The following is a 20,018-nucleotide window of genomic DNA, read 5'->3' as shown; positions in this document are numbered from 1 at the left end:
GCTGGGAGTTTACATTATTCATAATTATAAATTCAAAATATGTGTTTTGGCTTACAATCCACGCCCATGCCAGCCGCCTCCTCTGCCTCCCTCGCCAACAAATCGCTCGCGCCCCGCCCGCTGTATGAAGAAGTGGCCGAGCTGCTTCGCCAGCGCATTTTCAAACGCGAGCTGGAGCCTGGCAACTGGATTGATGAACTAAAAATCGCCGACGAATACGGCATCAGCCGTACCCCGCTGCGCGAGGCGCTGAAAGTATTGGCCGCAGAAGGCCTGGTGACCATGAAGGTGCGCCGCGGCGCCTATGTGACCGAAGTTTCCAAGAACGACCTCGCCGACGTCTACCACCTGCTCAGCCTGCTGGAGAGCGACGCGGCGGGCGTGGTTGCCACCAAAGCCACCGACGCCGAGCTGGCCGAACTGCAAAAGCTGCACAAGGCGCTGGAAGCTGCCGCCAAACCCGGCAAGGCCAACACCGACCAGTTCTTCGCACTGAACGAACAGTTTCACATGCGCCTGCTGGCCATCGCCAACAACCGCTGGCGCGACCAGATGGTGGCCGACCTGCGCAAGGTCATGAAGCTCAACCGCCACAACTCCCTGCTCAAGACCGGCCGCATCGCCGAGTCACTGGCCGAACACCAAGCCATCGTGGCCGCGCTGCTGGCGCGGGACGCAACCCTCACGCAGCAGCGGATGCGGGAGCATTTTGCCAATGGGTTGGAGGCGGCGGAGTAATTCGGTAAGCGCCAATTTCTCCCCCTCTTGCAAAGTTGTGTATTCCGGTAGAACTGCTCATCAGCGGCGGTACTGATTGACAATTTGGAGTCTCGGTACTTGCGATCTTTGACCGCAGGTGTGATTAACGCTTTAGACAGAAATTCGACCCACACCGCTCTCCAAAACTGGGCTCGAACGAGAAGACTGCCTTGTTAGGGCGTACCGGCATGATCGGCAGTATCCTCTGCCTCGCTCTTTTGTTTCTTTGTCGGCACCACCCGCCGTTCACTGCACTTCACCAGCGCAGTTCCGCCAACAGCCTCATCCATCATTTCGTCACCCACCAAAGCATTCCTCGCATTCATCCTTGAGACCCCTCCGATCACCAGCCAGAGGAGCCGTCATGACCATCACCTGTTTCAATTCGCTACGAAATCGACCCGCTCAAGAAAGACCAGTTCACGGCCTATGCTGAAAAATGGGCCATCATCATTCCCCGCCGGGTTGGGCATTTGCTGGGGCGCAAACACCTAGCGGGCCTGCTGCCTTCGGTTAACGCGCTTTGATCTGCAAAGGCATTTCGCGGGTGTAAGAGCATTCCCCAACTCACTCGGTTGCACGAACTCAATTTCTTGTATGATACAGATCATGCGAAATAGAAATCCCAACACCAGAGCAGCAGCCAAGGAAGCCTCCCACGAGCGCATCGTGTCGGTGGCCGCGCGGGCGATACGCCGAAGCGGCTATGACGGTACGGGTGTTGCCGACATCATGAAAGAAGCGGGCCTGACGCATGGCGCCTTTTATGCCCACTTTGCGTCCCGCGAAGCCATGCTGGCCGAGGCTGCAGGGCGGGCGTGTGCAGAGTCTGCGGCCGCCTCTGCGGATGCAGTGGCGAATGTGCCGCCCAAAAAGGCGCTGGAAACCATTCTGAACGTCTACCTCTCCAAAGCGCACCTGGACAATGCAGAGATAGGCTGTCCGCTGGCGGCCGTGGGTTCTGAAACGGCGCGTCAGGTGCCCGAAGTGCGCAGGGTCGCAACGCGGCATATCAAGGAAATGGTTGACCTGCTCGCCCGCCAGTCGCCAGACTGGGGGCAGCCTGGCGCCCACGAACGGGCCCTTGTCACGATCTCCACCATGGTCGGCGCCCTGCTGTTGGCGCGCGCAGTCGATGAGCCGGATCTGGCTGAAAGCCTGCTTGACGCCTCACGCAAGCACCTGACCCACATCGCTCACTAAACCCACTTTTGAATGTCGCACGTACATCCTGCCTATTCGTTCGAATTTTAATATTACGACTGTCATACGAAACTACTGATTCCACCCACCACTGAAGGAGAAACATGATGAACACAAACAGCAACGAGCAAAGGAATGGGGGCAAGATTGCCCTCGTAACGGGTGCCTCATCGGGCATCGGACAGGCCACTGCAGAGCTGCTGGCGAAGGCTGGCTATAAGGTCTATGGCACGAGCCGCCGCGGCGGCAAAGTTGCCGGGAAGACGTTCGAGATGCTGTCGCTCGACGTGACCAGCGATGAGTCCGTCGAAGCCGCCGTGCAGACGCTGATACAGCGAGAGGGACGCATCGATTTGCTCGTCAACAACGCGGGCTTCGGAGTTGCGCCTGCGGGCGCAGAGGAAAGCTCTATTGCGCAAACCAAGTCAATTTTTGACACGAATTTTTTCGGGATCGTGCGGATGACGCGCGCTGTGCTGCCGCATATGCGCGCGCAGGGCGCGGGACGCATCATCAACATCGGCTCGGTCCTGGGTTTTCTGCCAATGCCTTACGGCGCACTGTATGCCGCAACAAAGCATGCGATCGAAGGCTATTCCGAGTCGCTGGACCATGAGCTGCGCACGCGGGGCATCCGGGTCTCGGTGATCGAGCCTGCGTACACCAAGACGCCCTTCGATGCGAACTTCCTGGAACCCGATGCCAAGCTCGACGCATACGGCGAAGTTCGCGCCGCCGTGGGCGAGCGCGTGAAGGAAGTAATGGCCACGGCGGATCTTCCGGGTGTCGTGGCCGAGGTAGTTCTGAAGGCAGCCAATGCCGCTCACCCGAAGCTCCGCTACACCGCAGGCGGGCTCGCAAGCCGCTTGCGGCTGCTGCGCAGATTTGCACCTGCGGGCATGGTGGATGCCGGAATTCGGAAAGATTTGCGGCTCGACGTCGCACATGCGGGGCAAACACCATGAAAGCATTCACCGTTGATCGCTATGGAAAAAAGGGGGCGTTGCGCCTGGCGGATTTGCCAATACCGGAGCTGCGCGATGACGAGGTCCTGGTTGAGGTACATGCCGCTGGTGTGAATCTGTTGGACAGCAAGATCAAGAGCGGTGAGTTCAAGCTCATCCTGCCCTATCGCCTGCCGCTGGTCCTTGGCCACGACGTGGCAGGAGTGGTTGTGCAGGTCGGTCCGCGCGTGCAACAGTTCAAATTGGGCGACGAAGTGTATGCGCGGACGGATGATTTTCGGATCGGCACGTTTGCGGAATTTGTGCCCGTCAAAGAGACGTCCCTGGCGTTGAAACCCAAGGGCCTGACGATGGAGGAAGCCGCTTCCATCCCCCTGGTGGGTCTGACGGCCTGGCAGGCACTGGTGGAAAAAGCCAAGCTAAAGAAGGGGCAGAAGGTCTTTATCCAGGCAGGCTCAGGTGGCGTGGGGACTTTTGCCATCCAGTTGGCCAAGCATCTGGGCGCCACGGTTGCGACCACGACGAGCACGGGCAATGTCGCCCTCGTCAAGGGTCTGGGCGCAGACGTCGCGGTCGACTACAAGACTCAAGACTTTGAGGATGCCCTGCGTGACTACGACGTGGTGCTGAACAGTCAGGACAACAAGACGCTGCTGAAGTCTCTGCGTGTGCTCAAGCCCGGTGGAAAACTCATCTCCATATCCGGGCCGCCTGATCCCGCATTCGGCCAGGAAATCAAAGCCCCCGGGTTCGTCCGATTGGTCTTGCGGATGCTGAGTTCGGGCGTCCGGCGCAAAGCGAAGAGCCTCGGTATCGACTACGCGTTCCTCTTCATGAAGGCAAACGGAAGCCAACTACGTGAGATCACCCGAATCATCGAGGCTGGGGCCATACGCCCGGTTGTGGATCGGTTGTTCCCTTTCGCAGAAACCAATGCCGCCGTGGCCTACGTCGAGGCAGGCCGCGCAAAGGGCAAGGTTGTCATCAAGCTCAGGTAAATCCGGTTCAGCATCAGGATAGGACTGTTGGCGCCACAATGTTTTTTTCAAGGCTGGGCCCGGCACGATGCGAATGCCAGCCGACAAACAGCAGATTCGGTTCGCGCGGGTCTTCTGTAGGCAGCGCCACCGGCGTGCCCTTCTTTAAAAGTTGGCGCACTTTTTCCAACGGCAGCCAACCCACGCCCAGGCCTTCCACCTGGGCTGCGATCTTCGCGCCATGCTACTCGCGGGGCACCGACAAATTCAGATGCTGTCGCTTATGCAGCTAAGCGGCAGCATCTTCCGTCAGGTCAGCGCGCACGCCCTGCCGGGCAATTTTCAGAACTTCCCGCGCAGACAGACCCTTGTGGCGATGGTCACTCCAGGCCTGCCGCCATTTGCGAGCACCGGGTAAGCCGTGGCGCAGGCCCAGCATGTGGCGGGCGATGGTGTACCAGGAGGTGCCATGTTGCGCGGCTTCGCGCTCCATGTAGGCCACCATGTGTTCTTCGACCTCTCCCCGCGTCAAGCCGGATTGAGGATCACCAAAAAAGGCGTGATCCCAACTCGCGAGCCACCAGGGGTTGTGATAGGCCTCACGGCCCAGCATGACGCCGTCCACATGTGCGAGTTGTTCCGCAACCTGTGTGGTGATTTGAATACCGCCATTGATGGAAATGGTGAGCGCCGGGAAGTCTTTCTTGAGTTGGTACACCACGTCGTAACGCAAAGGCGGAACCTCCCGGTTTTCCTTCGGGGACAGGCCCTTGAGCCAGGCGTTGCGCGCGTGCACGATGAACACCTTGCAACCGGCATCCGAAAGCGTACCCACAAAGTCCCGCACAAAGTCATAGCTCTCCGTGCGATCGATGCCGATGCGGTGCTTGACGGTCACCGGCACGTCCACCACGTCTTGCATGGCCTTGACGCAGTCGGCCACCAGGGATGCTTCGTTCATCAGACAGGCACCAAAGGCACCGCGCTGCACCCGCTCCGATGGGCAGCCGCAATTCAGATTGATTTCGTCATAGCCCCACTGCTCGCCCAATTTGGCGCAAGCTGCCAAATCTGCGGCATCGCTGCCCCCCAGTTGCAAGGCGACAGAATGCTCTTCCGCGTTGTAGTCCAGATGGCGCGGCACATCGCCATGCAGCAAGGCGCCGGTGGTCACCATCTCGGTGTACAGGCGGGCGTGGCGGGTCATGAGCCGGTGAAAGTAGCGGCAATGCTTGTCCGTCCAGTCGAGCATGGGTGCAACGCTGAGACGATGAGGGGAATAGGCGGTTTTCAATTCAAAACCAGAAAAATGGGGGTGGTGCCAAGGGGCTAAATTAGACCATGGCTGGCATTTCCGGCCTCGGCTAAGGGCTCGGCACCGGCGATCAGGGGTTGACGCACCAGGGCGCCGTGTTATGCATCAGGCCCATCCACAAGGCCCAACCGGAACTGACCGCCAAAGCCAATCCAGCCAACCGAACGCCCCAAGCACCACTGCTGCCCCCCATTCGACCGCTGCCACGCAGCTTGAGCCAGAGCCAAGGTGCGGCAGTCATGGTGACACTGGTACCCAATGCAAACAGCGCCATGACCAGAGCGCCATCCAACGGACCGCCAGCCATGGCGGCAACCAGCAAGGCGGAATACAGCAACCCGCAGGGCAACAAGGCCCACAACGTTCCCAGCAGCAGCGGTGCACCGCCCGCTCCGGCGCCCAAAGCCTTGGCGCGCGCCCAGATGCGCCGCCCAGCAGACTCCAGCCAGATGGGTTGTTGGGCGCGGATCAGCAGCACCAGTCCAAGCAACATGGCGGCCACATGGAACATGCTCCAGACCGGTCGCAGAGCCGCGGATTGGATGGTCATCCAGCCCAGCCCCTGCATGCTGGCGGCAGCCAAGGCACCCAAAGCGGAGTAACCCACGATGCGCCCGAGTTGAAAGCTCAATATTGCCGGGTTCTTGCGGGCTCCGGCCGCCTGACCAATGCCGGCGCAGGCGGCGCCACACATGGCGACGCAATGGGGGCCGCCGGCAAGCCCCATCAACAGCGCCGTGGCGCCCAAGGAAAATTGCATTCTTCGATGCTAAATGATCTTGGAGAACTTGGCGCGGGTACGGTCAGTTTGCAGGTAGCGGTCAAACACCATGGCCACGGCACGCACGAAGAACCAGCCCTTGGCGGTGACCTGGATCGCACTTTCCTCCAGCACCACCAAACCTTGGTCCACCAGCGTACGCAGGACTTCCAACTCCTTGGCAAAGTAGCTGTTGAACTCGATCAGGTAGGCCAGCTCAATCGATTCATATTGAACCTGCCCCTGGCACATAAGCGCCATGATGACGGCTCGACGCACCAGATCGTCCCGGGTCAAGGCCAACCCGCGGACAATGGGAAAGCGCCCCTGGTCCAGGGCGTCGTAATACTCTTCCAGCGTCTTGGCATTCTGGCTGTAGGTAGCGCCGATTCGCCCAATGCTCGAAACACCCAGGGCGATCAGATCGCAATCGGGCTGCGTGCTGTAGCCCTGGAAGTTGCGATGCAAACGTCCCTGGCGCTTAGCCACGGCCAGCGCGTCGTCCGGCAAGGCGAAATGGTCCATGCCCACATAGACGTAGCCGGCCTCCATCAGTGCGGCCATGGAACGTGACAGCATGGAAATCTTGGAGCCGCCGCTCGGTATCTCGGCAATGTTGATGCGGCGCTGCGGTTTGAAGCGTTCCGGCAGATGGGCGTAGGCGTACAAAGCGATGCGATCCGGACGCAGCTCGATGATCTGGGCAATGGTCCGCTCAATCGACTCAGGGCTTTGCTTGGGCAGGCCGTAGATGAGATCTACATTGATGGATTCAAACCCACGGCTGCGCGCATCTGCCACCAAGGAGAAGACCTGCTCGGCTGGCTGCACACGGTGCACGGCCTTCTGGACCGCCGGGTCAAAATCCTGCACGCCGAAGCTCAGGCGGTTGAAGCCCAGCTCGGCCAGGGTATCCAGCCGCTCGGCATCGATGGTGCGGGGATCTATTTCAATGGAGTATTCCCCACCAGGGACAAAGGTGAAATTGCGCTTGAGCATCGCCATGACGGCACGAAGCTCATCGTCGCTCAGAAAGGTGGGGCTGCCTCCGCCCAGGTGCAACTGGCTTACGGACTGTGCAGTTCCAATCAGCTGGGTATGCAAAGCCACCTCTTTTTCCAGGTAAGTCAGGTATTCGGCAGCCTTTTCGTGGTGCTTGGTGATGATCTTGTTGCATGCGCAGTAGTAGCACAGCGACTCGCAGAATGGGATATGTATGTAAAGCGAAAGCGGCAATGCCAAAGCAGCAGGCCCGCTGCGGCGTTGTGTCAGTGCCTGAGAATAATCTTCTGCATTGAAGGCCTCAACGAAGCGGTCGGCGGTAGGATACGAGGTGTAGCGCGGGCCGGAAACGTCGTATTGGCGCAGCAAGTCTTCGGTGACGGGGGATACGACAGAATTCATAGGTACTCCAGGACATATCCCCGACAATGTGCCTGAAGATGCAAACAGATAGTTTGATGTGAATCAAGGTCTCGAATACATGACATTTCGAAATTTAGGTTCATAATTGATTTGGATCAGGTGAGATAAGGAAGAACACATGAACGCATATCTACCGGATGAAGCCCATCCCGCGATTTCCATCAGGCCGGCGGGCAACGTGGTTGAAATGAGTGCCCACGGCATCAAGGTCGCTTGTTCCAACTGCAATCTGCGTGAACTGTGTATGCCCCTGGGGCTGACCCCTTCCGAATTGGAGCGTATTGACGAAGTGGTGGGCAGTCGCCGCAAAGTCAAGCGCGGCGCCACACTGTTTCGCAATGGCGAGAGATTCACCAGCCTGTATGCGATCCGCACAGGTTTCTTCAAGACCTGCGTTGCCTCCGAAGATGGCCGCGACCAAGTGACGGGTTTTCAGATGGCAGGCGAAATTGTTGGCCTGGACGGCATCGTCCAGGAGCACCACACCTGCGACGCCGTAGCACTGGAAGACGCAGAAGTGTGCGTCATGCCTTTTGAAAAGATTGAAGAGCTGTCGCGCGAGGTTTCAGCGCTGCAGCGCCACGTGCACAAAATTTTGAGCCGGGAAATCGTGCGCGAAAATGGCGTGATGCTTCTGCTCGGAAGCATGCGCGCTGAAGAACGCCTGGCGGCGTTCCTGCTCAACCTGGTGCAGCGTCTGCACGCTCGCGGATTCTCTCAATCGGAGCTGGTCCTGCGCATGACGCGTGAAGAAATTGGCAGCTACCTGGGCCTCAAGCTGGAGACGGTCAGCCGCACCTTCTCCAAGTTCGTCGAAGAAAACATCGTCGAGGTCAAACAACGCCACGTCCGCATTCTGAACACGGACGCGCTGCGTGAAATCGTCAACCCGAAGGTTTGCAGCTAAGTAGCGTTCAGGGGGCGTCCACAGGCTTGGGGACGCCAGTAGCTGCGTGATTCCTTGCAGCCATCGCAGGTGCGGCACTGGACGGTGTACCACCTAGCGTCTTGTTGATTTCCAGTCCCTTCTGGTAGTAGTTTTCATCCGTTACAGGATCTGGTCGGCTGATGGCCAGGTACAGCGTGATAAAACTTGCCACAACAACGATGGCAGGACCTGCCACAACCATCCATACGTGACCGAACTTCCACCATGGTTTGGCTTCTGGTGCATTGGCGAGCTGACTCATATCGGTTCCTTGCATTCAATACTTGAAAGAGAAAACCCCGGCAGGACTTCGAGTCAGGACTCGAAACACTGCCAGGGTAGAAGCTGCTACTGAGTCGACTTACTGCTGAGCAGTGCCCAGGTTGGACAGACCCCAGACATAAGAAGCCACAACATGGATCTGCTCAGGACTGAGCTTATTTTCCTGAGCGGGCATGATGTTGGTCTTGCCGTTGGTGATCATGTTGATGATGGCCTGCTCACCAAAACCGTGCAACCAGATGTTGTCGGTCAGGTTGGCAGAGCCCACCGCTTGCATACCCTTACCGTCTGGGCCGTGGCATGCAGCGCACACACCGAACTTTTCCTTGCCCAGGTTGGCACGCACGGAGTCGTGCGGGCTGCCAGACAGGCTCAGCACATAGTTGGCAACATTCTTGACGTCGTCAGAAGTGCCCACTGCGGCTGCCATCGAAGGCATGTTGCCAACACGGCCCTTGGTGATGGTTTCCACGATTTTCTCGGGTGTGCCACCATGGAGCCAGTCATTGTCAGTCAGGTTGGGGAAGCCCTTGCCGCCACGCGCATCGGAGCCATGGCACTGCGAGCAGTTGTTCATGAACAGACGTTCACCAATGGCATGTGCCTGGGGATCCTTGGCAACGTCCTCCACCTTCATGGCCATGAACTTGGCGTAGATAGGCGCCACTTCGGCATTGCCCTTGGCAACCTCGGCGTCATACTGTCCATGCGACGTCCAGCCGGAGCTGCCAGGAGAGCTGCCCAGACCGGGGTACAGAGAAAGGTACACGGCTGCAAAGATGATGGTGATGACGAACAGGCCCACCCACCAGCGTGGCAGGGGGTTGTTCATTTCACGCAGGTCGCCGTCCCACACGTGTCCGGTGGTGTTGTCGTGGGAGGTCATTGCCTTGGCTTTACCACTGAACCACAGCAGCAACACGCAGGCCGCTATGGAAAAAATAGTAATGCCAGCCACATACACGGACCAAAAATTACTTACAAAGTCACTCATGATGAATCCTATTGGGGTAGATCAGTCTTGCTGAAAGGGCAAATTGGCTGCTTCAGAAAAGTCGTTGGAGCGACGCTTGGACCAAGCCCACCACACAATTCCAATGAACGTGACAAAGCTGACCAGAGTTGCCAAGGCACGCAGGGTGTTGATATCAAAATCCATGTCGGTCTCCAGCGTTTTCAGCGCAGCGCCAGTCCCAGGGACTGCAGATAGGCAATCACGGCTTCCAGCTCGGTCTTGCCCTTGACTTCCTCAACCGACTTGGCAATTTGCTCATCGGTATAAGGCACACCAACCTTGCGCAAACCAGCCATGTGCGCAGGCATCACTTCAGCATCTACCAGGTTCTTGGCCAGCCAGGGGTAGGCAGGCATGTTGGACTCGGGAACCACGTCGCGCGGATTGGTCAGGTGAATGCGATGCCATTCATCGCTGTACTTGGCACCTACGCGAGCCAGGTCAGGACCAGTGCGCTTGCTACCCCATTGGAAGGGGTGGTCGTACACCGACTCGCCGGCCACCGAGTAGTGTCCGTAGCGCAGGGTTTCTGCGCGGAAGGGACGAATCATCTGCGAGTGGCAGTTGTAGCAACCTTCACGGGTGTAAATGTCGCGGCCAGCCAGTTGCAGTGCGGTGTAGGGCTGAACGCCCTTGAGCGGCTCTGTCGTCGACTTCTGGAAGAACAGGGGAACAATTTCCACAAGACCACCAAACAGCAGAACGATCAGGATCAGCACGATCATCAAAAAGTTGCTTGTCTCGATCTTTTCGTGAGACAGGCCGGAAGTGTTATTGGACATGTTTCTATTTCCTTCAAGCGTGAGCCACAGCGGTAGGCACTTCAACGCTCACGGCGCGGCCCTTGGTAGCAGTCATCAGGGTGTTCCACAGCATGATCACCATACCGGTCAGGTACAGCAGACCACCCAGCAGACGCAGAACGTAGAAGGGATAGGTTGCCTTCACAGCTTCCACGAAGGTGTAGGTCAGGGTGCCGTCGGGGTTGATGGCACGCCACATCAGACCTTGCATCACACCGGCAATCCACATCGCAGCGATGTAGATCACGATACCGATGGTGGCAGTCCAGAAGTGCACTTCAACAGCCTTGGCGCTGTACATCTGCTTCTGACCGAACAGCTTCGGAATCAGGTAGTACATGGAACCCATGGTCACCAGACCCACCCAGCCCAGAGCACCGGAGTGCACGTGGCCCACGGTCCAGTCGGTGTAGTGGCTCAGGGCGTTGACGGTCTTGATGGACATCATCGGACCTTCGAAGGTCGACATGCCGTAGAAGGACAGGGACACGATCAGGAAGCGCAGGATCGGGTCGTCACGCAGTTTGTGCCATGCGCCGGACAAAGTCATGATGCCGTTGATCATGCCGCCCCAGCTGGGAGCCAGCAGAATCAGAGAGAACACCATACCGACGGACTGGGTCCAGTCAGGCAGAGCGGTGTAGTGCAGGTGGTGAGGACCCGCCCACATGTACGTGAAGATCAGCGCCCAGAAGTGGACGATGGACAGACGGTAAGAGTAGACCGGACGACCAGCTTGCTTGGGAATGAAGTAGTACATCATGCCCAGGAAGCCTGCTGTCAGGAAGAAGCCCACCGCATTGTGGCCGTACCACCATTGCACCATGGCGTCCTGCACACCGGCATAGGCCGAGTAGGACTTCATGGGGCCGACCGGGATTTCCGCACTGTTGACCAAGTGCAGAATCGCCACAGCCAGAATGAAGGCACCGTAGAACCAGTTGGCCACGTAGATATGGCGCACCTTGCGGGTACCCACCGTGCCGAAGAAGACTACGGCAAACGCCACCCAGACCACGGTGATCAGGATGTCGATGGGCCACTCCAGCTCGGCGTATTCCTTGCCGGCGGTGTAGCCAAGCGGCAAAGAGATGGCGGCCAGCAGAATGACCAGTTGCCATCCCCAGAAAGTGAAAGCGGCCAGTTTGTCGCTGAAGATACGAACCTGGCAAGTGCGCTGCACCACGTAGTAGCAGGTTGCGAAAAGACCGCAACCGCCAAAAGCGAAAATCACCGCATTGGTGTGCAACGGACGCAGCCGCCCATACGTGAGCCAGGGGATCCCCAGATTGAGCTCGGGCCATGCCAGTTGGGCGGCGATGATGACGCCAACCAGCATACCCACGACCCCCCAAACCACCGTCATGACGGCGAACTGCCTTACAACTGTATCGTTGTATAGCTCGGCTTTCTGATTTGCAAATGCCATAGTTACCTCTTCTATAAAAACGCTGTGCCGAGTTTCTTGTTAAGGGACGTAAAGGGGGTTGACCAAAATCAAAGCCCTACAAGAAACATTGCTAATTTCTGAGAATACCTGTGAAACGACCTGGATACTTTCACGAATCTTTCAGGATCCGCTCACCTTCGCGCTCGATGTCTTCAAACTGGCCGCGATCAATCGCCCACCAGAGCCCCCCCAGGATGAAAAACACCAGCACCACTGAGAGCGGGATCAATAAATAAAGAATGTCCATTAGATTCCTTTGTGCAGACTCTCCACACGGGAGAGTCGCAATGCATTGGCAACGACTACCAAAGAGCTGCACGCCATGCCCAGACCGGCAAGCCAGGCTGGAAGCAAACCGGCAATGGCCAAGGGTACGCAGGCCGCGTTGTATAGCAGTGCCCAAATCAGGTTCTGACGCACCACCGACAATGTCTTGCGCGCCAGCAGGACCGAATGCACTACCGACATCAGCTGATCCCCCAGAACGACAAAGTCCGATTGTGCCTGCGCCAGCGGCACTGCCTTGCCAAATGCAAATGACACGTGCGCACCTGCCAACACGGGGCCATCATTCAGACCGTCACCCACCATCAGCACGTGGTGACCTTCAGACTGCATGGCACGCAATGCTGCCAACTTGTCTGCTGGCGAACAGCCGCCCCGTGCGTGCGCGATACCAACTTCGGACGCCACACTGCGCACCGAGTCTTCCGAGTCACCGGACAGCAAATGGACCTGCAAACCTGCCGAGTGCAATGCGGCAATGGCTGCAGCCGCTTCACCGCGCAACTCCTCGCGGACCTCGAATGTTGCCAGCCAGCCCCGTTGATCAGCCAAATAAACGCGCGGCGAGTCTGCCGCTTCGGAAGCGACGCCGCAAAATGCGGCAGACCCCAGACGCAGGCTCAGAGGCTCGACGGCATTGCCCGAAACCAGGGTCGCGATTCCTTCCACGCCCTGCCCAGCCCGCTCGGTAACACCTTCGCTGGACCAGCCTGTCGCGCTATAGACGTCCCGCAGACTGGCCTCCACAAGCGCCCTGGAAACCGGGTGCAATGAATGCTTCGCAAGCGCAGAGGCCATTTGAACCGCCTGAGCGGTGGAAACTCCTGCGCGGGTCTGTACATATGCCAAGGCCAAGGTATCCCGTGTCAACGTGCCCGTCTTGTCGAAGACCACGGTGTCCACTTCGGAAAGCGCCTCCAACGCCTGCAAGTTGCGCACGAGCACGCCGCTCCTGGCCATATTGCCGGCTGCGGCCAACATGGCAGCCGGCGTCGCCAGCGACAGTGCGCAGGGGCAAGTCACCACCAGCACCGACACAGCCACCATGAGGGCGCGTTCGGGGTCGGTCTGCCACCACCACAGACAGGCCAGTACAGCAGCCAGCAGCACACCGACGAGAAAAGGCTTGGCCATGCGGTCGGCCAGTTGAGCGGTACGCGGTTTGGTGGTTGACGCACTTTGCATCAAGTCCACAATCTGACCAAACCGGGTGTCCTGACCCAGCGCCTGCACCCGCACCTGCACCGTACTGCTCAGGTTGTGGCTTCCGGCGACCACCTGCGATCCCGGACCGCGCTGCAATGCATGCGATTCACCCGTCAGCAAGGCTTCATCCACCAGGGTTTCACCCTGCTCCACCACTCCATCGGCCGCAAAGGCTTCACCTGGGTGCACGCGCACTAGGTCGCCCACCAGCAATCGGCGTACGGCCACACGCTCAAAAGCGCCCTGCGCATTCAAGCGCTCCAGGCTTTCCGGCAAGCGATTCATCAGCGCTTCCAGCGACCCGGCCGTCTTGTCCCTCAGCCGCAATTCAAGCCAGCGACCGGTAAGCAGAAAGAACACAAACATGGTCAGCGAGTCGAAATACACTTCGCGACCGAACACGCTTGCAGGCTCGAAGGTGCCGAAGGTGCTGACTGCAAACGTGATGGCAATGCCCAACGCCACGGGAAGATCCATGCTGATGCTGCCGCGACGCAAGTCACGCAGGGCATTGCCGAAGAACGGCCCGCAGGAGAACAGCATGACCGGCAGAGAGAGAACCCAGGAAGCCCAGCGCAACAACTGCTCCATCTCGCCGGACAGATCTCCGGGATGGGCGGTGTAGGCCGGATAGGCGTACATCATCACCTGCATCATGCACAGGCCTGCCACCAGCCAACGCCACAGGGCTTTGCGCGTTTCCACGCGTCGCCTCTCGCTTGCAAATACATCGTTGCCCGGCATTGCGCGATAGCCACGCCCCTGCACCGCCTGCATCCAGGCAGAGGGCTTGACGTCCTGTGGCGACCACAGCACCTTGGCACGGTGACTGGCCGCACTGACCTGCACCTGCACTACACCAGGCACCGCTGCGATTGCATCTTCCACGGTGAAACTGCAGGCTGCGCAATGCATGCCTTCAATTACGACGTTGGACTCCCAGCACCCGGGAAATTTGGCAGATGGTCTGCTGAATGCACTCCACTCCTGCGGCTCATCCAGCAGGTGCAGAGACTCTTGGCTGTGGGGCTCCAGTGGAACCAGAGGCGCAGAACTACCCACCGGCGTACGCGGGTCGGGTGACAAGGCTGCAATCGGTTCCAACGTAGCACTGGGCATGGTGCATAGTGTGCCGTTCGCGGAGGATAGTAGCTTGATTCAAATCAAGATGAAAGCAATGAACCTGCTTTCGACACTACAAATCCAGAGAAATGAGCTGATCTTCCCGATATTTGCTGCGCACCTTCTCCACTTCGTCCCAGGCGCGCAAAAAGGCATCTACGCACGCCGGATCGAAATGGGTCCCTCTTCCCTTCTTGAGGAAATCGACGGCCACCGGCACTTCCCACGCCTTTTTGTACGGGCGCTCGGAGGTCAGTGCATCGAACACATCGGCCACCGCAACGATGCGGCTGAAAATAGGGATTTGTTCACCCTTGAGGCCATACGGATAGCCTGAGCCATCAAATTTCTCATGGTGACCGCGGGCAATGTCGGCGCCCGCTTGCAGGAGTTTGGAACTGCTGCCGCTGAGCAACTCATAGCCAAACACGGCGTGTTGCTTCATGACCTCAAACTCCTGCTCATTCAGACGTGCCGGCTTGAGCAGGATCTTGTCCGGGATACCCACCTTGCCAATGTCATGCATGGGAGCCGCCTCCAGCAGCAACTGCTGGTCTTCCTCCGAGAGACCCAGCTCCCGCGCAATCAACATCGAAAAGTGCGCCATGCGCAGAATGTGTGCCCCGGTTTCAGGGTCACGATACTCCGCTGCCTTGGACAGGCGAAAGACGGTTTCCCGCTCCCGGGCCATGATCTCCTTGGTGGCTTTGCGCACTTCGCCTGCCAGCCAGGACGCATGGTCCGCCATGTGCTTACGTGCCTGGTTCAAACTCAGCATGTTGCGGGTACGCGCCAGAAACTCCACCTTGTCAATTGGCTTGGTGAGGAAATCGTTGGCCCCCAGGTCCAGCGCGCGGTAGCGGATCGGCTTCTGGTCGTTTGCCGTAATCATGAGGATGGGCACCAGCTTGCGCCCCGGCATCTCGCGTACCAGGCGAATGAAATCCAGCCCGTCGAGCTCCGGCATCATGTAGTCCACAATGATCAGGTCAGGAACATTGTCCTGCGTCCAAGCCAGCGCCTGCCGGGAGTTCGCAAACACATGCGCTTCGCAGTCGTCGAGCTTCTTAACCAGTGCACTGAACAGAATCAGGTTGATTTCTGTGTCATCGACAATTAAAACGTGTTGCACTGCAGCTTTTCAGTAGGTGTATCTGGTTGAGGGCATCTTAGCCCGAATCACGACGCCGTATTGCCTCATTGCCCCAAGCTGCTGCGCAATGCTGCCTGCAGCAACGCCACTTCGCCTTCAAATGGCTCCACCAGCGCCTGAACGCCAATCCGGTCACCCTGGCGTGCCATGGACTCCATGCGGGCGGCCAGCTCGCTCGCCGGTAGCGCTTCGAACATAGCCAGGGTGGCCTTGAGGGCGTGCGCCGTGTGATGTACCGGGTCCATCGCCCCGGAACTCAGACCAGCGTGAATCTTTGCCAGATCATCGGGCCATTGGTCGAGAAAGGCCTGCGCGACGATTTCCAGTATTTCCTGATCCATGGAGCGCAGCCCGGATGCGTAATCAAACGCCTGGCTTTCCCGGAAAGCTGAGGCCGCCATACCGGAAGCCGCTGTCATGCCTTGCAGCAATTCCTGCAATTCAGACGCCTTGATGGGCTTGGAAATGTAGTCATTCATGCCAGCGGCAATACACCGCTCCCGGTCCGACTCCATGGCATTGGCGGTCATGGCAATGATGGGCACCTGGGCGGCAGGCCCAGGCAGCGCCCGAATAAGACCTGTAGCCTCCAATCCGTCCATCACGGGCATCAGCATGTCCATCAGCACCACATCGAAGGGGTGCGCCTGGATCATCTCCACAGCCACCTTGCCGTTGTTGGCAACCTGCACGTGGTGGCCCCAGCGCTCCAGCAACGCAACGGCAAGCCTCTGGTTGATCGCGTTGTCCTCCACCAGCAGGACCTGAAGCGCCCGACTGCCAGTCAGGTGGGCCTGCGCACCTGCAAGCACCGCCGGAGCAGTAGGTATCGCGCCTTGAACGCGGTCACGATCGACACCTACGCGAATGGTGAAGTGGAATACGCTGCCACGCCCGCTCTCGCTCTCCACCCAGATCTGTCCGTGCAACGCCTGCACCAGTCGGGCCGAAATGGTAAGACCCAAACCAGTTCCACCAAAGCGTCGCGTTGTGGAACTGTCTTCCTGGGAGAAGGCTTCGAAAATACTCTTGAGTTTGTCTGAAGCGATGCCAATGCCGGAGTCACTCACCGAGAAATGCAGCATCAACCCGGCTGGGTCTTCACCGGCCATCTCCACACGCGTGACGACCTCCCCCTCGGCAGTGAATTTGATTGCGTTGCCTAGCAGATTCATGAGGATCTGGCGCAACCGTCCCGGGTCGCCCACGACAAGCCTTGGCAATTCCGGCGCAATGTCGCAGCGCATCTGCAAGCCTTTGTCACGCGCCCGCAGGGCAACCGCCTTCATGGTTTCGTCCAGCGTCTGCGTCAGATTGAAAGGAATGCTTTCAATCTGCAGCTTGCCCGCCTCGATCTTGGAGAAGTCCAGAATATCGTTGATGACCCGCAGCAGGGCATCCGCAGAGCTCTTGATGATGCCCACATACTCGCCTTGCTCCGCATCCAGCACCGTGTCCTGCAACAGCTCAGCCATGCCCAGCACACCGTTCATGGGCGTGCGGATCTCATGGCTCATGTTCGCCAGGAAGTCCGATTTGGCACGGCTGGCGGCCACGGCCTGATCCTTGGCGCGCTGCAGTTCCACTGCAATTTCCTTGGATGCCGTCACGTCGGTCAGGTACCCGTTCCAAACCCAGGCACCGTGTGGCAACTGCCCTGGGTGCGCCTCCCCGTGCACCCAAACCACTGCATTCGTTTGCAGATGCACCAGACGAAAGTCGAAGTGCTGCACCATCGCCTGCGCACTGGCAGGCCCGAGGCTGGCCTCGAAGGAGACGCGATCGTCCGGATGCACTTGCTGCAACAGCAGACGACTGTCTTGCATGACGTCTTCCGCACGCAATCCGCAGATCGCGCTGATGGCCTGGCTCATGAACGGCACCACATAAAAGCCCCTGGGGCCGAGGTAGTACTGGAATATGGCCACGGGCACCTTCTCGGTCACTTCGCGCAAACGCGCATCGGCCTCCTTGCGCTCGGTAACGTCCTGCCAGATGCCGGTAAACAAGGCAGCACCGTCGGGTGTGCGCTCGGGGTCCGGATTGATTTCGGAGCGCATCCATCGCACCGAGCCATCCGGCAGGCGCACCCGGTATTCGCCTCTCCACGGCGCCGTGTTGCGCACGGCATCTATCAGGCCTTCGCGAATGGCGGGACGGTCTTCCTCCAGTACCTGCTGCATGATCAACGTCGCGTCCTCCCTGAGGGCCTTGACGTCCAGCCCCAGCACTTGCTTCACGCGCGGACTGACAAAGGTGAACCGGTCGTAGTCCAGGCCGGCCTGCCACTGAAACACGACGCCGGGCACCGTGTTGGTGATGCGGCGCAGCCGGGCTTCGGCAGCCTTGATGTTGGACTCCATCTGCTTGCGTTCGGTAATGTCCGTGCGAATGGCAATGAAGAAGGTGGGCTTGCCGGCGTCATCCCTGAGCGGCACAAGCGTCGCGTTCACCCAGTACAGACTGCCGGACTTGGCCCGGTTGCAGATCTCGCCGTGCCAGACCTTGCCCGCCAAGATGGTGGCCCACATGCTGGCATAAAAGGAAGCGTGGTGCGTCCCGGAATTGATCAGGCGGTGCGTCTGGCCCAATATTTCCTGCCGCGAATAGCCGCTGATCTGGCAGAACTTGTCATTGGCGTAGGTGATCACGCCATTGACGTCCGTGATGCTCACGATGGCATGCTGGTCCAGGGCGAACTTCTGGTGCGCCAGATCCGTCAGCGCGGCGTGCAAATCCTTCTGACTTTCCTCCTTCTGCCGCACCAGTTCACTCATCAAAGCCGAGAGGCTTTCCAGGTTGTCGTCCACGAAGGCTGCGTCATCCAGATCGACGAACTCCATCAATCCGAGCGCTGTGGTGCGCAGGGAATCCATCGCACGGGTGCGGCTGGCAAGCTCTTCGCGCAGCTTTGCGTTGGACTGCGTCAGCTCGGCAGAGCTCAACTCCAGGCTGCGCGTCTTGAGCTCCAGATCCCGGTCGTTCTGGGCATAGGTTTCATCGACCAGGAGCAGCAACGGCGCCAATCCACGCAATATGGCGCTGGCCTCGGGAGACAGGCCGCCGCTGGAGGCCAGCCCCACCAGTTCCCCTTGAACGGACTCCCACTGCGCCTGCCCGACTCCCAGGGCCCGCCGGATTTGCCGCTCTAACAGCCTGTGCATAGTTCCTCTCGCATCATCGTCAGACCGCTTCCGAAAAGTAGGTGATCGTCATGGTCTGGTTGTGCAGTTTGCAATCCATTTCTTTGTTGAAAGGGCTGATTTCTCCGTAGGAGTAAAAGCCACTGAGCGTGGTCTGCGGCCCCAGCACGTCGGCCACGGCCTCCACCTCTTCCTCCACCCTCCCTCCCATCACCAGTTTGCGCCCCACGCAACTCACCAGCACGGCAAGGCCAGGGCGTGCGGGGGGTGAATCCGGTAGCGCCGCCACCGCTGCAGCCACGGCGCCGTCCACCAGTCCGTCCGTGCTGGCATGCATCAACTTAAGGTAACCGTCCGGGTCAATGTCACCAGCCAGGGTCAGGCTTCCTTCGCTTTCATTGACGCCCAGAATCGTGCGGATCAAGCCCAGCACACTGTGGTCCTTGCCAAGCATGGCAAAAGGAAACAATAGGCCGGATGCCGGAAGTGCTTTGGCATGTTCTCCCAGATAGCGCTTGTAGACCTCCAAAGCCGACTCGCCATCCAGCGCATACAGGACATTGCCGTCACTGCGGGTGACCTTGCGCGCCGGGCCAAACGTGGACCACCCGCCAAACGAGCCATGCGATATGCGCAATGCCGAGCCGTAGAACCCCAGACACACAAGGCGGTCACAACTCACTCCCTGATCGTCCAGTACCCAGGTCTCTTTGAAATCCCCGCCATCGCCAGCCAGGCCGCCCGTGATGAGAACCTGCGGCCCGACCACCTGAGCGATGCCGGCCAACAGCGCACTGCCATTGATCTGCACGCCTTGTCCAAGCAACAACATGGCGCGCAATCCTTCCGCAGGCAATCCACTGGCCAGTCTTTGTCCTGCAGCGAAGGAGTCCTGCATTCCAACCAACACGGTGCTGGCCTGCTCCACATGGCAATTGTCAAATGCCAGTGCCGTCAGCACCAGGCTTGCGTCGCTGACGCCTCGCTGAGAAATTTCACCAGCCGTGGAGCAGCCGGCAATATGGGCTTGTGCAAATACCTGGCGCAAAACACTGGCGCTGTCGCGCAGCGTGGCAACACTGCCAAACGCCAGAACAACCTGTGGCTGAATCGACGCCAGTGGCGACAGTACAGCCGGCTCGGGGCACGAATGGGTGAGAACTAGCTGAGATACACGCACGGCCGCTCTCCCAATACGATTGTTTTTGAATCTTATGGCTCCCGGGA

General features: G+C 58.9%; 19 protein-coding genes. 5 read left to right on the top strand and 14 right to left on the bottom strand.

Annotated features, from left to right (window positions below; all coding sequences use genetic code 11):
- Positions 1-66: 66 nt before the first annotated feature.
- The 4 genes from AAGF34_RS19180 to AAGF34_RS19165 all read left to right on the top strand — a co-directional run bounded on the left by AAGF34_RS19180 (position 67) and on the right by AAGF34_RS19165 (position 3,925).
- Positions 67-738, top strand: coding sequence for a GntR family transcriptional regulator (locus AAGF34_RS19180; protein ID WP_342617304.1), 672 nt, complete (start codon positions 67-69; stop codon positions 736-738).
- Between the two features lie 618 nt (positions 739-1,356).
- A complete protein-coding gene (locus tag AAGF34_RS19175) occupies positions 1,357-1,962 on the top strand; it encodes a TetR/AcrR family transcriptional regulator (RefSeq protein ID WP_342617303.1) in 606 nt (201 codons plus the stop codon).
- Positions 1,963-2,069: 107 nt separating this feature from the next.
- Positions 2,070-2,927 (top strand): oxidoreductase, encoded by an 858-nt coding sequence (locus tag AAGF34_RS19170; protein ID WP_342617302.1) that lies wholly within the window; start codon positions 2,070-2,072, stop codon positions 2,925-2,927.
- Positions 2,924-3,925 carry an NADP-dependent oxidoreductase gene (locus tag AAGF34_RS19165; protein WP_342617301.1) on the top strand — a complete coding sequence of 334 codons (1,002 nt, stop codon included), beginning with the start codon at positions 2,924-2,926 and terminating at the stop codon, positions 3,923-3,925. Before AAGF34_RS19170 ends, AAGF34_RS19165 begins: the two co-directional genes overlap by 4 nt.
- Positions 3,926-3,938: 13 nt before the next feature.
- Here the strand turns inward: AAGF34_RS19165 and AAGF34_RS19160 are convergent, their stop codons facing one another.
- The 4 genes from AAGF34_RS19160 to hemN all read right to left on the bottom strand — a co-directional run bounded on the left by AAGF34_RS19160 (position 3,939) and on the right by hemN (position 7,383).
- Positions 3,939-4,109 carry a hypothetical protein gene (locus tag AAGF34_RS19160; RefSeq protein ID WP_342617300.1) on the bottom strand — a complete coding sequence of 57 codons (171 nt, stop codon included), beginning with the start codon at positions 4,107-4,109 and terminating at the stop codon, positions 3,939-3,941.
- Between the two features lie 84 nt (positions 4,110-4,193).
- On the bottom strand, positions 4,194-5,198 hold the full coding sequence (gene dusA, locus AAGF34_RS19155; protein ID WP_342617299.1) for a tRNA dihydrouridine(20/20a) synthase DusA: 1,005 nt from the start codon (positions 5,196-5,198) through the stop codon (positions 4,194-4,196).
- A 91-nt stretch (positions 5,199-5,289) separates the two neighbouring features.
- Positions 5,290-5,979, bottom strand: coding sequence for a sulfite exporter TauE/SafE family protein (locus tag AAGF34_RS19150; RefSeq protein ID WP_342617298.1), 690 nt, complete (start codon positions 5,977-5,979; stop codon positions 5,290-5,292).
- A gap of 9 nt (positions 5,980-5,988) precedes the next feature.
- Positions 5,989-7,383, bottom strand: coding sequence for an oxygen-independent coproporphyrinogen III oxidase (gene hemN, locus AAGF34_RS19145; protein ID WP_342617297.1), 1,395 nt, complete (start codon positions 7,381-7,383; stop codon positions 5,989-5,991).
- A 208-nt stretch (positions 7,384-7,591) separates the two neighbouring features.
- Here hemN and fnr point away from each other — a divergent pair, with 208 nt between their 5' ends.
- Positions 7,592-8,311 (top strand): fumarate/nitrate reduction transcriptional regulator Fnr, encoded by a 720-nt coding sequence (gene fnr / locus AAGF34_RS19140; protein WP_342621140.1) that lies wholly within the window; start codon positions 7,592-7,594, stop codon positions 8,309-8,311.
- Positions 8,312-8,318: 7 nt separating this feature from the next.
- On the opposite strand, the gene AAGF34_RS19135 is transcribed toward fnr, so the two are convergent.
- The 10 genes from AAGF34_RS19135 to AAGF34_RS19090 all read right to left on the bottom strand — a co-directional run bounded on the left by AAGF34_RS19135 (position 8,319) and on the right by AAGF34_RS19090 (position 19,971).
- Positions 8,319-8,594: a FixH family protein gene (locus AAGF34_RS19135; RefSeq protein ID WP_342617296.1), complete on the bottom strand. Its 276-nt coding sequence runs from the start codon at positions 8,592-8,594 to the stop codon at positions 8,319-8,321.
- 99 nt (positions 8,595-8,693) lie between these two features.
- Positions 8,694-9,608: a cytochrome-c oxidase, cbb3-type subunit III gene (ccoP, locus tag AAGF34_RS19130; RefSeq protein WP_342617295.1), complete on the bottom strand. Its 915-nt coding sequence runs from the start codon at positions 9,606-9,608 to the stop codon at positions 8,694-8,696.
- A 21-nt stretch (positions 9,609-9,629) separates the two neighbouring features.
- The gene (locus AAGF34_RS19125) at positions 9,630-9,773 is read right to left on the bottom strand and encodes a cbb3-type cytochrome c oxidase subunit 3 (RefSeq protein WP_342617294.1); all 144 of its coding nucleotides are present in this window, start codon (positions 9,771-9,773) and stop codon (positions 9,630-9,632) included.
- Between the two features lie 17 nt (positions 9,774-9,790).
- Positions 9,791-10,411: a cytochrome-c oxidase, cbb3-type subunit II gene (gene ccoO / locus AAGF34_RS19120; RefSeq protein ID WP_342617293.1), complete on the bottom strand. Its 621-nt coding sequence runs from the start codon at positions 10,409-10,411 to the stop codon at positions 9,791-9,793.
- A 13-nt stretch (positions 10,412-10,424) separates the two neighbouring features.
- Positions 10,425-11,861 carry a cytochrome-c oxidase, cbb3-type subunit I gene (gene ccoN, locus AAGF34_RS19115; RefSeq protein WP_342617292.1) on the bottom strand — a complete coding sequence of 479 codons (1,437 nt, stop codon included), beginning with the start codon at positions 11,859-11,861 and terminating at the stop codon, positions 10,425-10,427.
- A gap of 130 nt (positions 11,862-11,991) precedes the next feature.
- A complete protein-coding gene (ccoS, locus tag AAGF34_RS19110) occupies positions 11,992-12,129 on the bottom strand; it encodes a cbb3-type cytochrome oxidase assembly protein CcoS (RefSeq protein WP_342617291.1) in 138 nt (45 codons plus the stop codon).
- On the bottom strand, positions 12,129-14,492 hold the full coding sequence (locus AAGF34_RS19105) for a cation-translocating P-type ATPase (protein ID WP_342617290.1): 2,364 nt from the start codon (positions 14,490-14,492) through the stop codon (positions 12,129-12,131). Before AAGF34_RS19105 ends, ccoS begins: the two co-directional genes overlap by 1 nt.
- 76 nt (positions 14,493-14,568) lie before the next feature.
- Positions 14,569-15,627, bottom strand: a complete 1,059-nt coding sequence (locus tag AAGF34_RS19100) for an HD domain-containing phosphohydrolase (RefSeq protein ID WP_342617289.1) — start codon at positions 15,625-15,627, stop codon at positions 14,569-14,571.
- 65 nt (positions 15,628-15,692) lie between these two features.
- Positions 15,693-18,812, bottom strand: coding sequence for a PAS domain-containing protein (locus AAGF34_RS19095; protein ID WP_342617288.1), 3,120 nt, complete (start codon positions 18,810-18,812; stop codon positions 15,693-15,695).
- A 19-nt stretch (positions 18,813-18,831) separates the two neighbouring features.
- Positions 18,832-19,971, bottom strand: coding sequence for an FIST N-terminal domain-containing protein (locus tag AAGF34_RS19090; RefSeq protein ID WP_342617287.1), 1,140 nt, complete (start codon positions 19,969-19,971; stop codon positions 18,832-18,834).
- Positions 19,972-20,018: the final 47 nt, after the last annotated feature.

Source organism: Rhodoferax sp. GW822-FHT02A01 (assembly GCF_038784515.1).
In the GTDB taxonomy this organism is placed as follows: domain Bacteria; phylum Pseudomonadota; class Gammaproteobacteria; order Burkholderiales; family Burkholderiaceae_C; genus Allorhodoferax.
Note: the sequence above shows the minus strand (reverse complement) of the source record. Positions and strands in the feature narration are given on the sequence as shown.